The 20,052-nt window shown below is 74.5% G+C and carries 19 protein-coding genes; 5 read left to right on the top strand and 14 right to left on the bottom strand.

The annotated features are described in order from the left end of the window. Window positions 1–11: 11 nt before the first annotated feature. Genes SM450_RS14960 through SM450_RS14945 form a run of 4 tightly spaced genes read right to left on the bottom strand, consistent with a single transcriptional unit; the run spans window position 12 to window position 4,694 of the window. Window positions 12–1,592 carry a bifunctional uroporphyrinogen-III C-methyltransferase/uroporphyrinogen-III synthase gene (locus SM450_RS14960; RefSeq protein WP_474620338.1) on the bottom strand — a complete coding sequence of 527 codons (1,581 nt, stop codon included), beginning with the start codon at window positions 1,590–1,592 and terminating at the stop codon, window positions 12–14. Next, window positions 1,589–2,557, bottom strand: coding sequence for a hydroxymethylbilane synthase (gene hemC / locus SM450_RS14955; protein WP_474620337.1), 969 nt, complete (start codon window positions 2,555–2,557; stop codon window positions 1,589–1,591). The genes SM450_RS14960 and hemC overlap by 4 nt, the downstream gene beginning before the upstream one ends. Next, window positions 2,554–3,927, bottom strand: a complete 1,374-nt coding sequence (locus SM450_RS14950; protein ID WP_474620336.1) for a glutamyl-tRNA reductase — start codon at window positions 3,925–3,927, stop codon at window positions 2,554–2,556. The genes hemC and SM450_RS14950 overlap by 4 nt, the downstream gene beginning before the upstream one ends. After that, window positions 3,924–4,694: a redox-sensing transcriptional repressor Rex gene (locus SM450_RS14945; protein WP_474620335.1), complete on the bottom strand. Its 771-nt coding sequence runs from the start codon at window positions 4,692–4,694 to the stop codon at window positions 3,924–3,926. The genes SM450_RS14950 and SM450_RS14945 overlap by 4 nt, the downstream gene beginning before the upstream one ends. Before the next feature lie 390 nt (window positions 4,695–5,084). Between SM450_RS14945 and SM450_RS14940 the strand changes: the two genes are divergently transcribed. After that, on the top strand, window positions 5,085–6,389 hold the full coding sequence (locus SM450_RS14940) for a sensor histidine kinase (protein WP_474620334.1): 1,305 nt from the start codon (window positions 5,085–5,087) through the stop codon (window positions 6,387–6,389). A gap of 50 nt (window positions 6,390–6,439) precedes the next feature. After that, window positions 6,440–7,096 carry a LuxR C-terminal-related transcriptional regulator gene (locus tag SM450_RS14935; protein ID WP_474620466.1) on the top strand — a complete coding sequence of 219 codons (657 nt, stop codon included), beginning with the start codon at window positions 6,440–6,442 and terminating at the stop codon, window positions 7,094–7,096. Window positions 7,097–7,102: 6 nt separating this feature from the next. On the opposite strand, the gene SM450_RS14930 is transcribed toward SM450_RS14935, so the two are convergent. Both SM450_RS14930 and SM450_RS14925 read right to left on the bottom strand, forming a co-directional pair. Then, window positions 7,103–7,753 (bottom strand): HAD family hydrolase, encoded by a 651-nt coding sequence (locus SM450_RS14930; RefSeq protein WP_474620333.1) that lies wholly within the window; start codon window positions 7,751–7,753, stop codon window positions 7,103–7,105. A 14-nt stretch (window positions 7,754–7,767) separates the two neighbouring features. Further along, window positions 7,768–8,022, bottom strand: coding sequence for a glutaredoxin family protein (locus SM450_RS14925; protein WP_282284992.1), 255 nt, complete (start codon window positions 8,020–8,022; stop codon window positions 7,768–7,770). 587 nt (window positions 8,023–8,609) lie between these two features. Here SM450_RS14925 and SM450_RS14920 point away from each other — a divergent pair. The 3 genes from SM450_RS14920 to SM450_RS14910 all read left to right on the top strand — a co-directional run bounded on the left by SM450_RS14920 (window position 8,610) and on the right by SM450_RS14910 (window position 11,704). After that, a complete protein-coding gene (locus SM450_RS14920; protein WP_474620332.1) occupies window positions 8,610–9,581 on the top strand; it encodes an ECF subfamily RNA polymerase sigma factor, BldN family in 972 nt (323 codons plus the stop codon). Window positions 9,582–9,873: 292 nt separating this feature from the next. Further along, the gene (locus tag SM450_RS14915) at window positions 9,874–10,728 is read left to right on the top strand and encodes a DUF5667 domain-containing protein (protein WP_474620331.1); all 855 of its coding nucleotides are present in this window, start codon (window positions 9,874–9,876) and stop codon (window positions 10,726–10,728) included. A 100-nt stretch (window positions 10,729–10,828) separates the two neighbouring features. Further along, on the top strand, window positions 10,829–11,704 hold the full coding sequence (locus SM450_RS14910; protein ID WP_474620330.1) for an HAD family hydrolase: 876 nt from the start codon (window positions 10,829–10,831) through the stop codon (window positions 11,702–11,704). 28 nt (window positions 11,705–11,732) lie between these two features. On the opposite strand, the gene SM450_RS14905 is transcribed toward SM450_RS14910, so the two are convergent. The 8 genes from SM450_RS14905 to SM450_RS14870 all read right to left on the bottom strand — a co-directional run bounded on the left by SM450_RS14905 (window position 11,733) and on the right by SM450_RS14870 (window position 19,527). Next, entirely contained in the window at window positions 11,733–12,590 is an 858-nt protein-coding gene (locus SM450_RS14905) for a lysophospholipid acyltransferase family protein (RefSeq protein WP_474620465.1), read from the bottom strand. Between the two features lie 251 nt (window positions 12,591–12,841). Then, window positions 12,842–13,915, bottom strand: coding sequence for an NAD-dependent epimerase/dehydratase family protein (locus SM450_RS14900; protein WP_474620329.1), 1,074 nt, complete (start codon window positions 13,913–13,915; stop codon window positions 12,842–12,844). A gap of 118 nt (window positions 13,916–14,033) precedes the next feature. Beyond that, complete coding sequence (locus SM450_RS14895; protein WP_007465623.1) at window positions 14,034–14,135, bottom strand: 30S ribosomal protein bS22; 102 nt, start codon at window positions 14,133–14,135, stop codon at window positions 14,034–14,036. 220 nt (window positions 14,136–14,355) lie between these two features. Next, complete coding sequence (locus SM450_RS14890; protein ID WP_013288759.1) at window positions 14,356–14,565, bottom strand: helix-turn-helix domain-containing protein; 210 nt, start codon at window positions 14,563–14,565, stop codon at window positions 14,356–14,358. Window positions 14,566–14,757: 192 nt separating this feature from the next. Continuing rightward, complete coding sequence (locus tag SM450_RS14885; protein WP_474620328.1) at window positions 14,758–15,942, bottom strand: ABC transporter permease; 1,185 nt, start codon at window positions 15,940–15,942, stop codon at window positions 14,758–14,760. Further along, entirely contained in the window at window positions 15,939–16,802 is an 864-nt protein-coding gene (locus SM450_RS14880) for an ABC transporter ATP-binding protein (protein WP_474620327.1), read from the bottom strand. The genes SM450_RS14885 and SM450_RS14880 overlap by 4 nt, the downstream gene beginning before the upstream one ends. Next, entirely contained in the window at window positions 16,799–18,196 is a 1,398-nt protein-coding gene (locus SM450_RS14875; RefSeq protein ID WP_474620326.1) for an efflux RND transporter periplasmic adaptor subunit, read from the bottom strand. The genes SM450_RS14880 and SM450_RS14875 overlap by 4 nt, the downstream gene beginning before the upstream one ends. A gap of 68 nt (window positions 18,197–18,264) precedes the next feature. Beyond that, on the bottom strand, window positions 18,265–19,527 hold the full coding sequence (locus SM450_RS14870) for a hypothetical protein (protein WP_474620325.1): 1,263 nt from the start codon (window positions 19,525–19,527) through the stop codon (window positions 18,265–18,267). Window positions 19,528–20,052: the final 525 nt, after the last annotated feature.

Raw genomic sequence — 20,052 nt, 5'->3', positions numbered from 1 at the left:
GGTGCCTCCTGTCAGCGGAACCTCAGGGCGGTCGGCCCCTGCACCTTCGAGCCGCGGCGCTGCTTCGCCGGCATGGCGGCGAGCTTCTCGCGCAGCTCGACGGCGTAGGCGGCGAGCGCCTCCACCAGGTCGGGCACCGAGGCGTGCGGCGGCTGCACGTCGACCCGCAGGCCGAACTCCGTCGCGGTCTCCGCCGTCTTGGGCCCGATGACTGCGACAACGGTACGCGCGTGCGGCTTCCCGGCGATACCGACCAGGTTCCGAACGGTGGAGGACGAGGTGAATAGCACCGCGTCGAACCCGCCCGACTTGATCGCGTCGCGGATCTCGGCCGGCGGCGGCGCCGCCCGCACGGTCCGGTACGCGGTCACGTCGTCGACCTCCCAGCCCCGCTCGGTGAGGCCGGCGGCAAGCGTCTCGGTGGCGATGTCGGCGCGGGGCAGCAGCACCCGACCGACCGGGTCGAGGACCTCGTCGTGCGGTGAGAACTCGGCCAGCAGGCCCTCGGAGGACTGCTCCCCGGCGGGAACCAGCTCCGGCTGGATGCCGAACGCGCGGACCGCGTCGGCGGTCGCCTCACCGATGCAGGCGATCTTGACGCCGCCGAAGTGCCGGGCGTCCAGCCCGTGCTCGGCGAACTTCTCCCAGACCGCCCGGACCGCGTTCACCGAAGTGAAGATCACCCAGGCGTACCGGCCGTCGACCAGGCCCTTGACCGCCCGCTCCATCTGGGCCGGGGTGCGCGGCGGCTCGACCGCGATGGTCGGCACCTCGCACGGGATCGCCCCGTACGCGCGCAGCCGTGCGCTCATCGCGCCGGCCTGCTCCTTGGTGCGGGGCACCAGCACCTTCCAGCCGTACAGCGGGCGGTTCTCCCACCAGCTCAGCTTGTCGCGGTCGGTGACGCCCGTGCCGACGGTGAGCACGACGCGGCCGGTGAAGCCGAGTGCCGCCGCGACGAAGGAGTCCACGCTCGACGTGGTGGTGTACTGCGTTTCACCGGTGCCGTCGCCGGTCACCCCGACCGCCGTGGCGCCGTCGACCCCGGCGGCCAGCAGCCCGTCCCGGACGGCGGCCAGGTCACCGGCGTCCACCGCGAGTGCAAGCGAGCCCCGGCCCACGGCCGCGGCGAGCGCGTCGAAGTCAAGCACGGCGACGTCCTCGACGTCGGCGGCGGTGCGGACGCCCGGCAGCGGAACGCCCGCGTACGTGGCGACGCCCTCGGCCTGGCCGACGCCCGGCACCACCTCGAAGTGGGCGGCGGTGCGCGCCACCGCCTGCACCTCCTTGACCACCGAGTCGTGGCCGAACGGGTCGCCGCCCACCAGGTGCACGGCGTTCTGGCCGGAGCGGGCCGCGGAGATCAGCACCTTCGCCACATCCCCCGGCACGCCCTCGGCGGGGCTGAACTCGGCGTCGGACCGGGCCTGGGCGCGGACGTGGGTGAGCAGCGACTCGGGGATTCCCCGGTCGTACACCACGTGGTCGGCCTCGACCAGGGCGTCGAGCGCCCGGCGGGTCAGCAGGCCCGGGTCGCCGGGGCCGGCCCCGACGAAAGCGATCCGGCCTACGGGCTTACGGGTGCGGGTCATTCTGTGCTCCCAAGTTGCTGGGTCCCCGGGCCGGCGTGTCCTTCTTGGCCGAGGATCGAGTCGGCGCCGAGTTCGAGGAGTTCGGCGGCGAGTGCCTTGCCGATCTCCGCCGCGTCGGCGGGCGTTCCGGTGCGGGAGAGCCGGAGGTCACGGGAACCGTCCGGGCTGATCACCGCACCGCGCAGGTAAATCTCCTCACCGGTCTCACCCTCGGCGAGTTCGCCGTAGGCGGCCACGGGTGCGCTGCACCCGGCCTCCAGGGTGGCCAGCATCGCCCGTTCCGCGGTGACCGCGGCGCGGGACGGCGCGTGATCGAGCAGCGCCAGCAGCTCGATCAGGTCGTGGTCGTCGGCCCGGCACTCGACGGCGAGCGCGCCCTGTGCGGGCGCGGGCAGCATGAGCATCGGGTCGAGCGTCTCGGTGATGACGTCGGCGCGACCGATCCGGGTGAGCCCGGCCCGGGCCAGCACGACGGCGTCGAAGTCGGCGTCCGGGCCGAGCACCCGGCCCACCCGGGAGTCGACGTTGCCCCGGATCGGGGTGACCTCGAACTGCATGCCCAGCGCGTGCAACTGGGCGATCCGGCGCAGCGCGCCGGTGCCGATCCGCGCGCCGGGCGGCAACTCGGCGAGCGTACGGCCGCCGGTGGCGACGAGCGCGTCCCGCGGGTCCTGCCGGGGTGGCACGGCCGCGATGTGCAGGCCGGGCGCCGCCGCCGTGGGCAGGTCCTTGTACGAGTGGACGGCGAAGTCGATCTCGCCGGCGGTAAGCGCGTCCCGCAGGGCGGACACGAAGACGCCGACACCGAGCCGCTGCACCGGGGCGGTGGAGCGGTCCCCGGCGGTCACCACCTCGACCAGCTCGACCGGTCGGCCGGTGGCCGCGGTGAGGGCCTCGGCGACGTGGCCGGACTGGGCCATCGCCAGGACGCTGCCCCGGGTGCCGAGGCGCAGGGGGGCGGTCATCGCGCACCTCCGGTGGTCGGGACGTCGGCCGCGTCGAACGACGACCGGCCGTCGGTGTCGGTGGCGACCACGTCGGGGACGGTGTCGACCGGGGACGTCTGCGGTACTTCCAGGTCGAACAGCTCGCGCAGCAGGGCCGCGTACTGGTCGCCGCCGGGCTCGGCGGCGAGCTGGCGGACCCGTACGGTCGGCTGGTGCAGCAGCCGCTGCACCACCCGGTGCACGGTGCGGGCCACCTCGGCGCGCTGGTCGTCGTTGAGGTCGGGACGGCGCTGGCCGAGACGGCGCAGCTCGGCGGTGACCACGTCGTCGGCCCGACCGCGCAGGGCGGCCACGGTCGGTGCCACGTCGGCCCCGCGCAGCCAGCTCAGGAACGCCTCGACCTCACCGGCGACGATCCGGCCGACCTCGGCCGCGTCGGCGGCGGCCGGCCCGTCGGCGAGGACGGCGGCCATCCGGTCGATGTCGATCACCTCGACCCCCGGCAGCGCGGCGACCCCGGCCTCGACGTCGCGCGGGACGGCGAGGTCGAGCAGGACCAGCGGGGGCCGGTCGGCGTCCCGGCGGGCCAGCGCCCGGGTCACCACGTCCCGGGTGAGCACCGGCTCGGTGGCGGCGGTCGCGGCGACCACGATGTCCACCGTGGGCAGCGCCTCGACCAGCTCCGCGATCGGCACGGCGGTCGCGCCGTACGACTCGGCGAGCCGGACGGCGCGGGCGGCGCCCCGGTTGGTGACGGCGACCGGGCCGGCGCCGAGCCGGGACAGGGTGGCCACGCCCAGCGAGCCCATCGCCCCGGCGCCGACCACCATGGCGGGTCGCCCGGCCAGGTCGCCGTCGAGCAGGTCGGCGGCGAGGCCGAGGGCGGCGGTGACGACGCTCTGTCCGGCCCGGTCGATGTTTGTCTCGGTGTGCGCGCGCTTGCCGACCCGCAGCGCCTGCTGCATCAGCTCGTGCAGCAGCCGGCCGGCGGAGTCGGCGCCGCCGGCCGAATGGTAGGCGTCGCGGAGCTGGCCGAGGATCTGCGCCTCGCCGACCACCATGGAGTCCAGCCCGGCGGCGACCCGGAAGACGTGATCGACGGCGGCGGCGTCGTAGTGCACGTAGAGGTGCGGGGCGAGCGCCGACGGCGCGCAGCCGGCCCGTTCGGCCAGGACCGCGCAGATGTCTCCGAGCCCACCGTGGAACCCGGAGACCGCGGCGTAGACCTCCACCCGGTTGCAGGTGGAGACGAGGACGGCCTCGGCGACGTACGGCTGGGCGACCAGCCGGTCCAGCGTGCGGGTGAGATCCGCGGGCGGGACGGCCAGTTGCTCAAGCGTGGCGACCGGGGCGGTGCGGTAGGACGCGCCGACGACGAGCAGTTTCACGTGCCGATCGCCTCCTGGGTGTCGGTGGCCGCGAGCCCGCCGGGCAGGGCGGTGAGACCGGGCCCGCCGCTGGCGGGCAGCGCGGTCAACGACGCCTTGCGGTGCTCGTGGAAGGACAGGATCTGCAGCTCGATCGCGAGGTCGACCTTGCGCACGTCGACCCCGTCCGGGACCGAGAGTACGCACGGCGCGAAGTTGAGGATGCTCGTCACGCCGACGGCGACGAGTTGGTCGGCGACGGCCTGGGCGGCGGGCGCCGGGGTGGCGATCACGCCGATCGAGATCGACTCCTCGGAGACGATCCGGGGCAGCTCGTCGACGTGCCGCACGACCAGCCCGTTGATCTGTTCGCCGACGCGGGACGGGTCGGCGTCGAGGAGCGCGGCGATGCGGAATCCGCGGCTGGCGAAGCCGTCGTAGCCGGCCAGGGCGTGACCGAGATTACCCACACCGACCAGGGCCACGGCCCGGCACTGGGTGAGCCCGAGCACCGAGGAGATCTGGTCGATCAGCAGCGCGACGTCGTAGCCGACGCCCCTGGTGCCGTACGAGCCGAGGTGGGACAGGTCCTTGCGGAGCTTGGCCGAGTTGACGCCGACCGCGCTGGCCAGGCTCTCGCTCGACACGGTCTCGTGCTCGTCGTCGGCGAGCGCGTGCAACGCACGCAGGTATTCCGGGAGCCGGGACACGGTCGCCTCGGGCAGCTCCGGAAGCGCCGGTACGGCACCGGTGCGGCCGGGCGCGCCAGGTGGACGGTGCTGACTCATGAGACTCCGTGCGGTGCGATCCTCGGCAAGCGTCGGAGGCCGGCCGTTTCGGGACTCCCGCTGGCGACCGTTGTTGCCGGCTGTGCTAGCAGGGCGCGTCGGAACTACAGAGTAGGCGCTTGTGAACAGGTGCACAAATCGCGATCTTGATGACTCGCGACGCCACTCCACCTGCCCCTCCATTCTCACAAGATCGATCAACCGCGCTCCCTCGGCGGCGCGTGGCGATTATTGCTCAATCCAGACTTCTCTGACCAATCGCGCGCGCTCGGTAGCGCTCCGTCACCGGCACAGGGAGGCGCTTCTCACGTTCCCGGTAGGGAGAACCCCACCCCGGATCCACCGGCGCGCGGGATGGGCCGGCCGGATCCGCGCTCATAGCCTCGAACCATGACCGCCATGCCGTCGGCCGCCGCGCCCGCCCCTTCCTCGCCCGTCCGGGGCCTACTCCGCCGGCTCGTGAACGACACCGGATACGTGATCTTCAGCTTTCCGCTGGCGGTGATCGGCTTCGTGCTCACCATCGCGGGGATCCCCCTCACCGCCGGGCTGCTTGTCACCACGCTCGGCCTGCCGGTCCTCGCCGGGGTGCTGTACGCGGCCCGCGGGCTGGCCGACCTGGAACGGCTCCGGCTCCCCGCCGTGCTCGGCCGGCCCCGGGTCCGTCCGGTCTACCTGGTGCCCGGCCGTGGCGCCCGGTTCTGGCGCCGGGTCTTCACCCCGATGCGGGACCCGCAGTCCTGGCTCGACCTGCTGCACGCGTTCCTCCGGTTCCCGGTGACCCTGCCCACGTTCGTGGTCATGCTGGTGTGGTGGGCGGTGGCGCTTGCCGGCCCGTTCTACGGGCTGTACGACTGGTCCATCCCGCACGAGGTGGACGACCAGCACCTGAGCTATTTCCTCGGGATGGGTGACGGGGCCGGCGCGCGGATCGCGCTGAACACCGCGATCGGAGTGTTCGCGCTGCTCACCCTCCCCCTGGTCGCCCGCGGGCTGGCCCGGATCCAGGCCGGCCTGGCCTACTCCCTGCTCACCGGCGTGGCCGAGATGCGGCAGCGGATCATCACGCTTGAGGAGCAGAAGCGGGCCGCCGCCTCGGCCGAGGCGGTCGCCCTGCGCCGGCTGGAACGGGACATCCACGACGGGCCGCAGCAGCGCCTGGTCCGACTCGCCATGGACCTGGGCCGGGCCCGCCACCAGCTCGCCGCCGACCCGGAGGCGGCCCGGCGCACCCTGGACGAGGCGGTCACCCAGACCCGGGAGACGCTCGACGAGCTGCGCGCCCTGTCCCGGGGCATCGCGCCGCCGATCCTGGTCGACCGGGGGCTGCCAAGCGCGCTCGCCGCGCTCGCCGCCCGCGCCCTGGTGCCGACCGAGCTGCTCGTCGACGACGAGCTGGGCCGGGCCGACGGCCGGCTCGACCCGGGCCTGGAGAGCACCGCGTACTTCGTGGTGGCCGAGGCGCTGACGAACGTCGCGAAGCACAGCCGGGCCGGCGCCTGCCGGGTCGAGGTGACCCGGAAGGTGGGCCGACTGGAGATCACCGTCACCGACGACGGGATCGGCGGCGCCCACCTGGCCAAGGGGCACGGGCTCAGCGGCATCGGCGACCGGGTGCGGGCCGCCGGCGGCACCCTGGAGGTGGCCAGTCCGGCCGGCGGGCCGACCCGGATCCACGCCGAACTGCCCCGCTGACGCCCACCGGAGGCAGCGCCGTGGACCCGGACGTGATAGACACCGGACCCATGCGGGTGGTGATCGCGGACGACGCCGTGCTGCTCCGGGAGGGGCTTATCCGGCTGCTTACCGAGTTCGGGCACGAGGTGGTGGCCGCCGTCGGCGACGGGGACGCCCTGGTCGAGGCCGTGGTCACGCACCGGCCGGACATCTCGGTGGTGGACGTGCGGATGCCGCCGTCGCACACCGACGAGGGACTGCGCGCGGCGGTGGAGGCCCGCCGCCGGGTGCCGGGCACGCCGATCCTGGTGCTGTCCCAGTACGTCGAGGTGTCGTACGCCGACGACCTGCTGGACACCGCGGGCCGCGCCGGGGGTGGGATCGGCTACCTACTCAAGGACCGGGTGGCCGCGATCGACGAGTTCCTGGACGGGCTGGCCCGGGTGGCCGGCGGGGGCACGGTGCTCGATCCGGAGGTGATCAGCCAGCTCCTGGTGCGGCGGCGGCGGAACGACCCGCTGGCGGCGCTGACCCCGCGCGAGCGCGAGGTGCTGGCGCTGATGGCCGAGGGCCGGTCCAACATCGCCATCGCCCGCGCCCTGGTGGTGAGCGACGGCGCGGTCGAGAAGCACGTCCGCAACATCTTCACCAAGCTCGACCTGCCCCCGGACGCCACCACCCACCACCGCCGGGTGCTGGCGGTGCTGGCCCACCTGCGCGCCTGACCCGGGTCAGGGCAGGGCGCGGGCCATCCGTACCGCCGCGGTGAGGGTGTCGGCCACCTGGTGGCCGCTGGCGCGCAGCGTGGCCGGGTCGGAGAGGCCGCCGGTGTAGAGGACGCAGGCGCCGCCGACCGAGGTCGCCGCGTCCGCGTCGTCGAGCGAGTCACCGATCAGCACCACGTCCGGGCCGTCGAGCCCCAGCTCCGCGAGGTGCTTCTCCAGCCACTCCGCCTTGTGCCCGCCGCCGACCGTGGCGCGCAGCCCGTCCACGCGGCGGAAGTGCGGGGTCAGCCCGTACGTGTGCACGGTGGGCACCAGCTCGTCGTGGAACCACATGGACAGCAACGACTGGCTGCCCGGCCAGGCGGCGATCGCGGCGGTGGCGTCGGCGGCCAGCGCGCAGCTTGTCAACCCGGCCCGGTACGCGTCGTGGAAGATCCGGTCGAGCGCGCCGAACGCCTCGGCGTCGACCGCCCGGCCGAGCATCTCGGCGTAGTAGTCGGCGATCGGCCGGCGGAACCGCACCCGGTGCTCGTCGGCGCTCACCGCCGGGCCGCCGGCGCTGGCGAACGCCACGTTCGTGGCCCGCACCACCAGGTCGAGGTCGTCGAGCAGGGTGCCGTTCCAGTCCCACACCAGGTGGCGCCGCGTCCTCGTCACCTGAGCACCATAGATCAGAGCTGCGGGGTGGTCAGGTCCCGCAGCAGCCGGTCCTCCTCGACCCGCCAGTATCCGTGCTCCTTGCCGTCGAGCAGCACCACCGGCAGCCGGTCGCCGTAGTCGCGTTCCATCTCGACGTCGCCTGTCACGTCCTTCTCCACCCAGCGGTCGCCGGTGACCGCCACCACCCGGTCGAGCGCCGCCTTCGCGTCCTCGCAGAGGTGGCAGCCGGGCCGGGTGATCAGGATGAGCCGCGGGTCGCTTGACATCGGGTACCTCCGTGCGGTTCTCGGTCGGCGTCGCCGGCGGGTGGGGCGTGAACGGCTTAGACTACGCGCCGACCACGGCGGGCCGGCGGCTCGCGCCACATGTGCAATCGACAGTGGACGGGAATCCCGGTCATGGGACCTAGATCTTCACGGGTCACCGGGGCGCGTTCGGACCCGACCGGCCGGGTCGCCGCCACGACACGCCGAGCGGAAAGAAAATTGGCTCCGACCTGGACTTCCGTCGAAACCAGGTTCGGACGCGAAAGTCAACCACGGGCGACGGACAACCGGTCCGCCGGCAGTGCCACCGGGCGGGAAATACTTCCGCTCTGTGTAACGGACTTGCCACGCGCGGGTGACGTTGGGCCTATCATCACTCGGGTCGGCTCACCCCATTTGCCGTGAGTCGACACCCCTCAGCCCGAGGAGGCCCCCGTGCCCGTGAGCGCATTGGACCAGCACCTCAAGGGGATCTGCCGCCCGCCGGCACGTCCCGGACCGGCCGCACCCGGCCGGGTCGTACCCGACCCCGCGGCGACGCCGGGTCGCCCGACGCGGTCGCTGTCCACCTGGACCGGGGAGGCACGGTGACCACGTTCGGTTACGCGGAACGGCCGGCCGGAGTGGTCGGCCCGAGCCAGCGGAACCCGCTCAACGAGCGCGCCGATCCCGCACCGCCGCGCCCCGATGGCCTGCTCGCGGTGCGCGGCGAGGGACGACGGACGCGCAGCCGCGCGCACCACGGCAACGAGGCGCCCCTGCGCCCGGCGCTGCCCGGCGGCAACGCGAAGCCCGCCGCCGGCCGCCTCGGCGCCCCGCCCCGCCCCGCCCCGCCGACCCAGGCCCGTCGCGGCGACGCGGCGACAAGCGCCGAGCCCTCGGCCGCCGAGACCGCCGTGTTTCCCGCGGTGGCCGCCGGCGACACCGCGGTGCTGCCGGCCGTCCCGCCCGCCACGCCGGCCACCGGCTTCCCGAGCCGCCCCGACCCGTCCGACCCGGCCACCGAGGTGTGGACGCTCGTCGAACGGGCGCAGGCCGGCGAGGCCGAGGCGTTCGGTCTGATCTACGACCGGTACGTCGACACCGTCTTCCGCTTCGTCTACTTCCGGGTCGGCAACCGCCAACTCGCCGAGGACCTCACCTCCGACACGTTCCTGCGGGCGCTCAAGCGAATCGGGAGCTTCACCTGGCAGGGCCGCGACCTGGGCGCCTGGCTGGTCACCATCGCCCGCAACCTGGTCGCCGACCACTTCAAGTCCGGGCGCTACCGGCTGGAGGTGACCACCGGTGACGTCCTCGACGCCGACCGGGAGGACCGCGGCCCGGAGGGCAGCCCGGAGGCGGCGGTGGTCGAGCACATCACGAACGTCGCCCTGCTCACCGCCGTCAAGCAACTCAACCCGGAACAGCAGGAGTGCATCGTGCTCCGGTTCCTGCAGGGCTTCTCGGTGGCCGAGACGGCCCGTGCCATGGGCAAGAACGAGGGCGCCATCAAGGCCCTGCAATACCGGGCGGTGCGGGCCCTGGCCCGACTGCTGCCCGACGGCTTCCAGGGCTGACCGGCGACAGATCCCATCACCCACCGGCGTCGGACGCCGGTGGGTGACGCGTGCCCGACACGTTCCGCGATCGCCATCACACCCGGTGATTTCGCCCCCGAACCGGCCGTAACCGGCGACCGGCGCGAACCGTTTCTCCGGGTGCGACCAGTGGTTGTCCCGGCGTCCCCCGGGCCACCCGGTCCGGCGGGTCAGGTCGACAGTTCCGGTCGGCCCTGTGCCACACGCTGCCACGGGTCGCTGGTGACGACGACGGCCGCCCGGCCGTGACCAGCGGAAGGGGGTGCCCGCGGTGGACAGTGACCTCTTCTCCGGTCGGCGAGCCGAGCGCTTCGCGCAACTCCTCGACGAGGCCAACGGCGGACGCCGACACCACGTCCGGTCCCGGGCCGACGGCGAACTCACCGCGCTCGTCGCGGTGGGCCGGCGGCTCACCGTCGAGCGGCCCACCGTCGAGGTCGACTCCGAGTTCCGCACCGGCCTGCGGGCGATGATCGTGGCGACCGCCGAACGCGAGGGCGTCACCGCCACGGCCGGCGCCGGCACCGGTCTGCGCGGCACGTTGCTGCCGGCCATCACCGGTCGCCGCGCCCGCGCCCGGGGTGCGATCCTGGTCGGCGTGGCCGCCGGCGCGATCGCGCTCTCCGGCATCTCCGCCGCAAGCGAGAACGCGCTTCCCGGCGACGCCCTCTACGGCATGAAGCGCTCCACCGAACGCGCCCAGCTCGCGCTCGCCAAGTCGGACATCAGCCGCGGGCAGCTCTTCCTCGACTTCGCCCGGACCCGGCTCGACGAGGCCGCCTCGGTCCGCAACGACCGGCTCGGCTTCAGCGCCGTCCTCGACGACATGGACGCGGACACCCGTCAGGGCGTACGCCTGCTGACCACCGTGGCCGCGCAGCGCTCCGACCCGACCGCGCTCGATGCCGTGGACACCTTCCTCGCCGGCCAGCGCCGGATGGTCAGCGGCCTGCTCGACCGGCCCGACCACGCCGACCGGGACCGCACCCGGCACTCGCTCGCCCTGCTCGACGCGGCCGGCCGGCGCACCGACGCGCTGCGCGAGGCGATCGCCTGCGGGCTGCCCGCGCCGGCGGCCAACGACACGCTCGGGCCCGCGCCCACCGCCTGCCCCGGCGAACGCTGAGCGCGCGGCCACACTTCCGCTCGCGACCGGCCGGCCCGCCACGACGAGCCGGATACGCTCGACCCGGAAGGCTTGTGCGATCGTCGAGGGGGAGGTGCCCGTGACCGAGTCCCGCAAGGTGACGGTCAGCACCGACGTCCACGGGCACACCGCCGGCTGGGCGGAGACCCCGGCGGCGCCCGTGACCCCGGTCGCGCCGGACCCGACGGCCGCGGCGTTCTTCGACGTCGACAACACCATGATGCAGGGCGCGTCGATCTACTGGTTCGCCCGCGGGTTGGCCACCCGGAACTACTTCACCGCCGGTGACCTGGCCCGGTTCGCCTGGCAGCAGGCCCGGTTCCGGCTGCTCGCCACCGAGCACGCCGGCACCATGTCGCAGGCCAAGGAGGCCGCGCTCGCCTTCGTGCGGGGCTGGCCGGTCGACGACGTGGAACGCCTCACCGAGGAGATCTTCGACGAGCTGATGGCGCCGCGCATCTGGGCCGGCACCCACCGGCTGGCCCAGCGTCACCTCGACGCGGGCGAGCGGGTGTGGCTGGTCAGCGCCGCCCCGGTGGAGATCGGCCGGGTGATCGCGGCCCGGCTCGGCCTGACCGGCGCGATCGGCACGGTGGCCGAGGTGGTCGACGGCGCGTACACCGGCCGGCTGGTCGGCGACCTGATGCACGGGCCGGCGAAGGCCGAGGCGGTCACCCAACTGGCCGCGGTGGAAGGGCTGGACCTGGCCCGCTGCGCGGCCTACAGCGACTCCGCGAACGACCTGCCGATGCTGTCCGCGGTGGGCCGCGCGGTGGCGGTCAACCCCGACCCGGCGCTGCTGCGGCGGGCCCGCGAACGGGGTTGGGACGTCCGCGACTTCCGCACCGGGCGTCGGGCCGCGCGCATCGCCGTACCCTCGACCGCCGCAGCCGGGCTGCTCGCCGGCGCGGTCACCGCCGGAATGGCGCTGCACCGCCGCCGCCAGCGCGCCTGACCACGGGCCGGGCGCCCGGCCCCGCCGGTCAGGGGCCGAACGGGTCCGGGCGACGTTCGAGCAGCTTGTGCAACGTCTGCTGGATGGTTTCCCGCACCTGGTCGGCGAGGTTGAACACGACGAGCGGGTCGTCCGCCGAGTCACGCAGGTGCGCGGTCGGGATCGGCGGGCAGAACTCGATCAGCCACTTGCTCGGCAGCGGCACCATGCCCAGCGGCCCCAGCCAGGGGAAGGTCGGCGTCACCGGGAAATAGGGCAGCTTGAGCAGCCGGGCGAGCGGCTTGATGTCGGCGAGCATCGGATAGATCTCCTCGCCGCCGACGATCGCCACCGGCACGATGGGCGTGCCGGTGCGCAGCGCGGCGGAGACGAAACCGCCACGGCCGAACCGCTGGAGTTTGTAGCGGTCGGAGTAGAGCTTCCCGACGCCTTTGAAACCCTCCGGGAACACGCCGACGAGTTCGCCGTTGCCGAGCAGCCGTTCGGCGTCCGGGTTGCAGGCGACCGTACCGCCGGTCTTGCGGGCCAACTCGGAGACCACAGGCATCCGGAAGACCAGGTCGGCGCCGAGCAGGCGCAGGTAGCGGCGCCCTGGGTGCTCGTCGTGCAGCGCGGTGGAGAGGATCAGCGCGTCCAGCGCCACGGTGCCGGAGTGGTTGCCCACCACCAGACCGGCGCCGTCGGCCGGGACGTGCTCCATGCCACCGACCTCGGTGCGGAACCAGTCCCGGTAGAGCAGCCGGACCAACGGGTGGAAGACCGCGTCGGTGAGGTCGGAATCGAAGCCGAACTCGTCCACCTCGTAGTCACCGGCGAGCCGGCGCCGCAGGAACGCGAGCCCCCGCGCGACCCGGCGGTCCCACTGGTCCCCCGGCCGGTCGGCCACGGCCGGCCCGGGCGGCGTCGCGGTCCCGGCGGGTCCCGACGCCTCGCCGGCCCCCGCCCGCCCGGCCACGACCTTCTTCGCGACCGCCTTCTTCGCCACGGCCTTCTTCGCCACTGCCTTCTTGGCGACCGGTCGACCGACCGCCGGGGCGGCGGGCGGCTCGGTGACCGGCCGGTGCCCGTTGCGCCGCGCCGGCTCCGCGCCGGGCTCGGGCACGGTCAGCGGTACGTCGTGCCGCTCCTGCGGGCTGCTCACGAGCGCTCCCGGACGGTCGAGCGGACCTGGCGGATGCCCTCCAGCACCAGGTGCTCGGCGGCGGCGAGCTGATCCCGCGTCACCACCACCCCGCCGAGGTGGGCGCGGATGAAGTCGTCGAAGGCGGCGGCGGTCGAGCGGGGAGTGAAGCCGAACTCGCGTTCCAGCCGGGTGGTGTCCACCACCCGACCGTGCACGAAGAGGTCGACCTGATCCAAACCGTAGCGGCCGAAGCCAAGCGTGCGGGCGACCGCGGCCACCCCCGCCAGGCCCGGCTCCAGCACCGGCACGGCGACCCGGCCGGCCCGGCGGATGGCCTGCGACAGCGACAGCACCCCCGGCCCAGCGACGTTGTACGTCCCCGGGTGCTCCTCGGCGACCGACCGGTGCAGCACCGACAGCGCGTCGTCGATGTGCAGGAACTGGAGGCGCGGATCGCGCCCGAAGATGGTGGGCACGACAGGCTGCGCGAAGTAGCGGGTGAGGGTGGTGTCGGCCGTGTAGCCGATGAACGGCGCGAAGCGCAGCACGGTCGCGGTGACGTCGGGCCGGCGGCGACGGAACCCGCGTACGTATCCCTCGATGTCGAGGATGTCGCGGCCGAACCCGCCACGCGGCACCTCACGCGGCTCGGTGTCCTCGGTGAAGACGGCCGGATCGCGGAACGACACCCCGTACGCGGCGGTCGACGAGCGGACCACCAGCCGGCGCAGCCGGGGTGCGCGCTGGCAGGCGGCGAGCAACTGCATGGTGCCGATGACGTTCTGTTCCTTCATCGCCGCCCGGCCACCGTGCTGCCCGTCCGGTGCGGTGACAAGCGCCAGGTGCGCCACGGCGTCGACGTCGAGGTCGGTCAGGAGACCGCCGAGCGAGTCGAGGTCGAGGCGGACCAGCTCGACGTCGGAGAGCAAATCGGCCAACTCGGGGTTGGGCGGGGCCGGGTCGACCCCGATGACCCGCTCGATCCGCGGGTCGGCGGCGAGCCGGGCGGCGACGTTCGCGCCGAGGAAACGACCGACCCCGGTGACGACGACGACCCCCGGGGCACCTGAGGTGCCACCGGGGGTCATGTCGTGCGCCTTGCGCGGCAGGCAGGACCGAGCCGGGACATCCGCGGCCTGATCACCTGAGCCTCCGAGGGTCGACAGTTGGCAAGTGGTGCCGGTGCCGGGCAGCGCCCGGCGCCGGTCACTTGCCGAGACGGCGACGCTGGACGCGGGTCTTGCGCAGCAGCTTGCGGTGCTTCTTCTTAGCCATGCGCTTGCGGCGCTTCTTGACCACCGAGCCCATACGACAGCCTTTCGATGCAACGTGCGGGGCGGACCGGGAGACGCCACCGCCGGTGGCGCCGTGCCCGATTGCGGACAACGGACCGGACCAGCGAGGTGGGCAGGGCACACCAGGGTGCGATCTCGGTCGGGCTCCAGGGTAGCCGCAGAGCGTCAGCAGGACCAACGCGCCCCCGTCGCTGCCCCTTTTGGCCGCACTCGGCGGACGGTCGCCGGCTGCGTCAGGCGGACTCCTGGAAGGCGCCCCGGAGGTATTCGTGCACGGCGTGCTCGGGCACCCGGAACGACCGGCCGACCCGTACCGCGGTCAACTCACCGCTGTGCACGAGACGGTAGACCGTCATCTTGGAGACCCGCATGACCGTCGCCACCTCGGCGACGGTCAGGAACCTGACATCCGACAGCCGTGCGTCGGACTGCGACCCGGCCATGGCTCACCGACCCATTCCCGTGCCCGGCGCGTGCCACCGGGCAGGTGCTTCCGCCTCGACGAGCGACGCGCGTGTATCCAGTACGGTAGCGGGACGGCTGTGACCTGCGCGATCCCTTCCCACCTTTGACCCTGGTGGGACGAGCGTTCACCAGGGCTTTTTCGCCCGGACGAGTGGCTCGCCCGAATCCGCCTACTCGGCGCGCAGGGCCACCACCGGATCGAGCCGGCCGGCCCGCTGCGCCGGCACCACCCCGAAGACGATGCCCACCGCCGCCGAGACGCCGAAGGCGAGCGCCAGCGACCACCAGGTGATCGCGGCCGGGATCGGCGAGAGCGCGTCGACGAGCAGCGCGGTGCCCACCCCGAGCGCCATGCCGGTCAGGCCGCCGATCGAGGTGAGCAGCACCGCCTCCAGCAGGAACTGCACGCCGATGTCCCGGGGACGGGCGCCGACCGCCTTGCGCAGGCCGATCTCGCGGGTCCGCTCGCGCACCGAGACCAGCATGATGTTGGAGACGCCCACGCCGCCGACAAGCAGCGAGATGCCGGCGATGGCGGCCAGCACGCCGGTGAGCACGCCCAGGATGTCGCCGAGCACGCCGAGGATCTGTTGCTGGGTGACGGCGCTGAACTCGGTGTCCGGATGCCGGCGGGACAGCTCCGCGACGATCCGCTCGCCGAGCTGGTCGATCCGCTCCCGGTCGGGCGCCTTGACCGCGATGCCGTCGATCCGCTGGGTGCCCCACAGCCGCTGCGCGGCGGTGACCGGGATGTGCACCTCGTCGTCCCGGTCCACGCCGAGGCTCTGCCCGAGCGGCGCGAAGACGCCGATCACCCGGAACCGCACGCCGGCCAGCGTCACCTGCTGGCCGAGCGGGTCACGGTCGGGGAAGAGCGCCCGGGCCACCGAGGCACCGAGCACCGCCACCCGGCGGCTCGTGTCCACGTCGGCCCCGGTCAGGTAGCGGCCCCGCTGAAGCGACCTGGTGAACACCGACGGGGTGGTCTCCAGCACGCCCTGCACGGTGGTGAAGTCGGACCGGTTGCCGGCCCGCGCGGTCGCGCCGGAGGCCACCGTGACGGCCACCCGACCGGGATCGCCGACCACCCGGGACACGGCGTCGACGTCCCTGAGGTCCAGCGGGGACACCACAGGCGCGGTGCCCACCTCGATCTTTCCCGGCACCACCAGGAGCAGGTTCGACCCGAGCCCCTCCACCTGCCGCTCGACCTGCTGCTTGGTGCCGGTGCCGATGGCCACCAGGATCACCACCGAGGCGACCCCGATGATCACGCCGAGCATGGTCAGCACACTGCGCATCCGGTTGGCCCGCAGCGCGTCGAGCGCCACCCGCCAGGCCTCGGCCATCCTCATCCGGCGTCCCCCGCGTCGCCTGCGTCGCGCGGAAGGCGTCCGGTGGCTCCGGCGGCGCCACCGGGGCCACCGGACGGGCGCCCCGGGCCGCTTCCGGACGCGGACCGGGACTCCGCGCTGGGAGCGCGATCAAGTGTCGCAGGTCCACCGGCGTCGCCCGACGCCGGTCGATCATGACCGGTGTCCGACCTGATCAGCCCGTCCCGAACGGCGATCCGCCGGCGTGCGCGGGCCGCCACCTCCTGGTCGTGGGTCACCATCACCAGCGCCACACCGGACTCGGCGTTCAGCCGCTCCAACAGCTCCAGCACCGCCTCGCCGGTGGCGCTGTCCAGGTTGCCGGTGGGCTCGTCGGCAAGCAGCACCGCCGGTTCGGTGACGAGCGCGCGGGCAATCGCCACCCGCTGCTGCTCGCCACCGGAGAGCTGGTTGGGCCGGTGGTGCAGGCGGTGCCCCAACCCGACCCGCCCGAGCATCTTCGCCGCCCGCTCCCGCCGCTGCCGCGCCCCGACACCCCGGTAGACGAGCGGCAGCGCGACGTTGTCCACCGCGGACGTGCGGGCCAGCAGGTGGAACGCCTGGAAGACGAAGCCGATCGTCTCGTTGCGAAGCGTCGCCAGCTCCGGCGCGGTGAGCGTGGCGACGTCCCGGCCGCCAATCACCAGCCGGCCGCCGCTGGGCCGGTCCAGCCCGCCGAGCAGGTGCATGAGCGTGGACTTGCCCGAACCGGACGGGCCGATCACCGCCACGTACTCGCCCTGGTCGATGGTGAGCGACACGCCGCGCAACGCGGACACCGACACCCCGTCCAGCTCGTACGTGCGCGACACGTCGACCGCCTCGATCGCGGCGACCGTCACGGTAGTTCCTGGCCGTCGCGGACCTGGTCGGCGCCGCGCACCACCACCCGGTCGCCGGCCCGCACCCCGTCCACGATCTGCACCAGATCCTGCCCCTGCACGCCGACGGTCACCGGCACCCGGTCCGCCCGGCCGTCGCGCAGCACCCAGACCGCGTCCCGCCCGTCCGCGGAGAAGACCGCCGAGGCCGGCACCGCCACCGCGTCGGCCGCCTCCCGCACCCGCAGCCGGACCACCGCGTTCATGCCGGGGCGCGGCGCCGGTGCGGCCTCCGCCTCGCCGAGCCGGCCGGCGCCCAGTTCGAGCCGGACCCGGTAGGTGACCCCGCCCCGGGCCGAACTGGTGGGCAGCACGTCCACCGAACGCACTGTCGCGTCGTACGTCGCGCCGGTCACCGCGTCCAACTCCACCGAGGCGGGCACCCCGGCGCGGACCAGCAGCACGTCCGTCTCGTCCACCTCGGCGAGCAGACCCAGCCGGCCGATGTCCACCACGGTGAGCACGGGCGTGCCGGCGGTGACCCGGCCACCGGCCGGCACGGCGTCGTCGACCCCGGCCGGCGGGCCGCCCGACCCGGCACCGCCCGACGCCGACGGGTCGAGGCCGGGCACCGCCGCGCCGCCGGCCGCGCCGAACAGCCCGGCCAGGTCGGTTGGCGCCGCCGCCCGGGTGCCGCCCGGCTGCACCACACCGGCGATCGGGGCGCGCAGCGTCAGCGCGTCGACAGTCGCCTTCGCCAGGTCGTACGCCTGCTGGGCCTGGAGGCGTTGCGCGGCCGACAGCGCGCCGACGGCGCTGTTCAGGCCCGCCACGCCGCGCTGCACGGCGGCGACCGCGCGGTCGGCGACGTGGGCGGCCGAGACGTACTGCCGTTGCGCCGACTCGACCTGGAGCAGCAGCGCGGCACGTACCCGCGGGTCGCCGACCTTGCCGGCGGCGGCACGGGCGGCGGCGAACGCCTCGTCGGCGGCCCGGTCGGTGCCGCGCCGGTTGCCGCCCAGGTCGCCGACGCCGACGCCCCGGCCGGCCCGCTTCGCCGCGCGCAGCGCGTCCCGCGCCTGGGCCAGGCGGTCCCGCGCGGCAGGCGAGTCGACCACGGCGAGCACCTGGCCCTTGGTGACCCGCTGGCCGGGTTGGACGCGCAGCGCGGCGAGGGTGCCGTCGGCGGGGGCGGTGAGCGTCGCGGCGGCCCGCGCGGTCACCGTGGCGGGCGCGTCGATGACCTCGGTGACCGGCGCGCGGCCCACCGGGGCGACGGTGACCGCCGGGGCGTCGTCGCCGCAACTGGCGGCAGTGGTGCCGGTAAGCGCGACGACGGCGAGGAAGGCGGTGACGAGACGGGGGCGGCGGGCCGCGGGCAGCCGCGGCGAGAGGGTGCGGGCCACCCGGCCCATGCTACGACCCGTCGGCGTCGACGCGGCCGACCGGCGGCGGCGCTCAGCCGGCGGCCGATCGTCGGCGGTCAGCCGGCGACCGCCCGGGCGTAGGCGACGCAGTCGTCGTGCAACTCCGGCCACGGGTCACCGAAGACCCCGTCGGCGGCCTCCGCCGGGGACCGGTGCTCGTGCACCACCGCCCGGAAGAAGTCCAGCACCCGCTGCTCGCCGTACCTGTCGACCAGGTGGCGGACGGCCAGGTAGCCGATGCCGTACGCCCCGCCGACCCGGTCGTCGGTCGCGTCGTCGTCCGGAGCCACCGTGTCGAGCCGGCCGGACCACCCGCCGCGGATCAGCTTGCGCACCTCGGCCAGCCCCTCGTAGCGGACGACCGGCTGCCCGTCGGAGCCGGCGTACTCGGCCAGCCCCTCCACCAGCCACCAGTCCGCGTGGTCCGCGTAGCCCTGCTCGGGCAGCGAGGCGGCGTGGGTCAACTCGTGCCGGAGCAGGTCGTCGACGCCGGCCGGGGAGAGGCTCTGCGCGTTGAGCACCACATCGTGCCGTCCACCCCCGACGCCTACCGCGTAACCGGCGGTCCACTTCGGGCGGCCACCGCCGTACCAGCGCTGCCACTCGGCCTTGCCGGCGTAGTAGACCAGGTACCGGTCCGGCGGCGGGCCGACCGCGTACCGGTCGGCGGTCCGGGCGGCGGCCTCGGCCTGGCCGAGCAGCCCGGGCAGCTTGGCCCGCTGGGCCGGCGTGGTGGCCACAAGCGCCCGCTTCCCGACCGCCACGGCCAGGTCGCTCACCTCCCAGGGGCGCACCCCCGCCGGGTCCGTCCGGGACGGCTCCAGCGCGAGCAGCCGCGGCTCCTCGCCCACCAGCCGCCACCGGGTGCCCATCCCCGCCGTGCTCGGCGCGCAACCGGGCTGCACGAAGCAGTAGCCCACCGTCACCGCGAGCCGCCACTCCCCGGGCCGCCCGTCCACGGCCACCGGCACCCCGTCCGCCGCCGGGCGCCACACCGCCACCCGCAGCGCGCGCAACGCCGCGTACCGCCGGGTGAGCGCCGGCCGGGCGGCCGGCTCCGCCACCGCGAGGAAGCCGGCCCGGTCACCGCCGAGCAACGCGCCGGCCTGCCGGTCGAGCTGCCCGACCATCCGCTCGGCGAGCTGCCGCTGCGCCGCCGTGCCCCGGTCGGCCGAGCCGGCCGCCGGCCGCCCGGCCGCGTCCGGCTCCCGAAGGAGTACGCCTGGAACCGCGCCCGCGACCAGCCCGAGCACCAGCCCGAGCGCCGTCCATAGCGGCCACCGCCGCCGCTTCCCCGCCGCCGGGACCGGCGCGGGCACAGCGGGTACGGATGCCTGCGGCGCCCAGGCGGGCGGAGCCGGCGCCGAAGGTGGCACGGCGAACACAACGGTGCTCGGCTCGGGCGCGGACGCGACGGGCTCCGGTGTGACCGGTCTGGTTGCGGCCGGTCTGGTTGCGGCCGGTCTGGTTGCGGCCGGCTCGGGTCCGGCCGCCGGCGCGGCAGGGTTCTGCTCGTGTGCCCCCGGTTCCGGTGTAGCCGCGTCGAGCAGGAGCGAGGTCGTCGGGGACGGGTCGTCGCCCGGGGTGTCCGCTGCCGAGGCCGAGCCGGAGGCTGGACCTGACGCGTCGACGGGTGAATGGCCTTCCAGTGCGGACGACGACTCCGCACCCGGCGCCAGGTCGGGCTCCGGCGCCGCGCCCACAGCGGAATCGCCGACCGACCGTAGGGCGGAACCACCCTCCGGTGCGGAGACGGACTCGTCCGCCGGCACCGGGACGGAAGCGCTCTCGGTCGGGCGTGCGGTGCTGTCCGCGGGTGTGGGAGCAGAACGGCTGGTCGGGCC

Source organism: Micromonospora marincola (assembly GCF_056150385.1).
Note: the sequence above shows the minus strand (reverse complement) of the source record. Positions and strands in the feature narration are given on the sequence as shown.